The 1,370-nt window shown below is 51.8% G+C and carries 1 protein-coding gene and 3 pseudogenes; all 4 read left to right on the top strand.

The genetic code is table 11. The features are described from left to right. Positions 1 to 276: transposase (locus BSU04_RS09805; RefSeq protein ID WP_089159950.1), on the top strand; the 276-nt coding region annotated here is incomplete at its 5' end. Positions 277 to 281: 5 nt separating this feature from the next. Continuing rightward, positions 282 to 617: pseudogene (locus BSU04_RS09800) on the top strand (putative oxygenase MesX); the annotation flags it as partial. 22 nt (positions 618 to 639) lie between these two features. Next, positions 640 to 1,017, top strand: a pseudogene (locus tag BSU04_RS09795) (methionine synthase); the annotation flags it as partial. Positions 1,018 to 1,078: 61 nt separating this feature from the next. Beyond that, a pseudogene (locus tag BSU04_RS09790) lies at positions 1,079 to 1,363 on the top strand (transposase); the annotation flags it as partial. Positions 1,364 to 1,370: the final 7 nt, after the last annotated feature.

Below are 1,370 nucleotides of genomic sequence, written 5' to 3'. Positions count from 1 at the left end.
GGCGCGCCCGGCCTGATGACTGTGGTGGTGCTCGATAACGCCTCGATTCATCACAACATCGATCAGCAAACCATCGACCGCTGGTTTCTCGACCATCGGATGGTGCTCTTCTATCTGCCGCCGTACAGTCCCGAGCTGAACTTGATCGAAATCGTCTGGAAACACGCCAAGTATCACTGGCGGCGCTTCGTCACCTGGACGAAGGAAACCATCGATACAGAGATCGCCAAGCTGCTCGGCGGCTATGGCTCGGAATTTGAAATCCGTTTTTCCTGAACACTTATTTCATGCCTCCGAATAGTATTGCGCCTTTGGCGTTTTACTTTACTGGCGATTTGCTTGCTGATTACACCAATCTCGAGCTCATCAGCACCATCAGTACGATGGATACCTTCCAGAAGATTTACCGGCCTGAGATTTACAATGCGAATTCTCCAGCAGGAAAATTCTATCAGCCCAGTTTGAAGCACCATGATTTTTCTCTGACTCGAATTGATTACGATCGGGAAGAACGCAGCCGGCTGGCTGTTGAGCAGGGAAGGTTTGTTGAGGAGCAATTTATCAAACCATACCAAACCATTCTTGAGCAGTGGTCCGTGACTACGCTCGTTGACTAACAAAAAAGCAAGGTCGTCTACCGTGAAAAAACTGCTACCTACATCCACTGCTGGCAGCTTACCTAAACCGTCCTGGCTTGCAGAGCCCGAGAAACTCTGGTCACCCTGGAAATTGCAGGATCAGGGATTAATCGAGGGCAAACAGGATGCTTTGCGTTTGTCACTGCAGGAACAGCAACATGCGGGCATCGATATCGTCAGTGACGGCGAGCAAACGCGCCAGCATTTCGTGACCACGTTTATCGAGCACCTCAGCGGCGTCGATTTCGAGAATCGCAAGACCGTTCGAATTCGCGATCGCTATGATGCAAGCGTGCCGACGGTGGTTGATGCGGTCGCCCGACAAAAACCGGTTTTCGTTGAAGATGCCAAGTTTTTGCGCCAGCAAACCAGGCAGCCTAAAGTGGCCCCCGCTTTTGAGACAACGGTTTAAGCTGTGGTCTGAAAGTGGATGAAGGCGAATGGTGGAAAGCAAAAAGAGGAAGATTCACGGCGCAGAGTTCAAGGCGAAGGTGGGCTTGGAAGCGGTGCGCGGCGTGAAGACGATCAACGAGATAGCGCAGCTGTATGACGTGCATCCAGTGATGGTTGGGCAATGGAAGAAGGAAATTCTCGCTAACGCCGGCGCGTTGTTTGAGAACAAGCGCGGTCCAAAACCGGAGGCGGCACGAGACGGCGAAGATCGTTTGTATGGCGAGATCGGGCGGCTAAAGATGGAGCTGGACTGGCTTAAAAAAAAGTCCGGCTTGTAAG

It is taken from the genome of Caballeronia sordidicola (genome assembly GCF_002220365.1).
Classification (GTDB): domain Bacteria; phylum Pseudomonadota; class Gammaproteobacteria; order Burkholderiales; family Burkholderiaceae; genus Caballeronia; species Caballeronia sordidicola_C.
The sequence above is the reverse complement of the archived record's forward strand: the minus strand, read 5'-3'. Positions and strand labels throughout refer to the sequence as shown.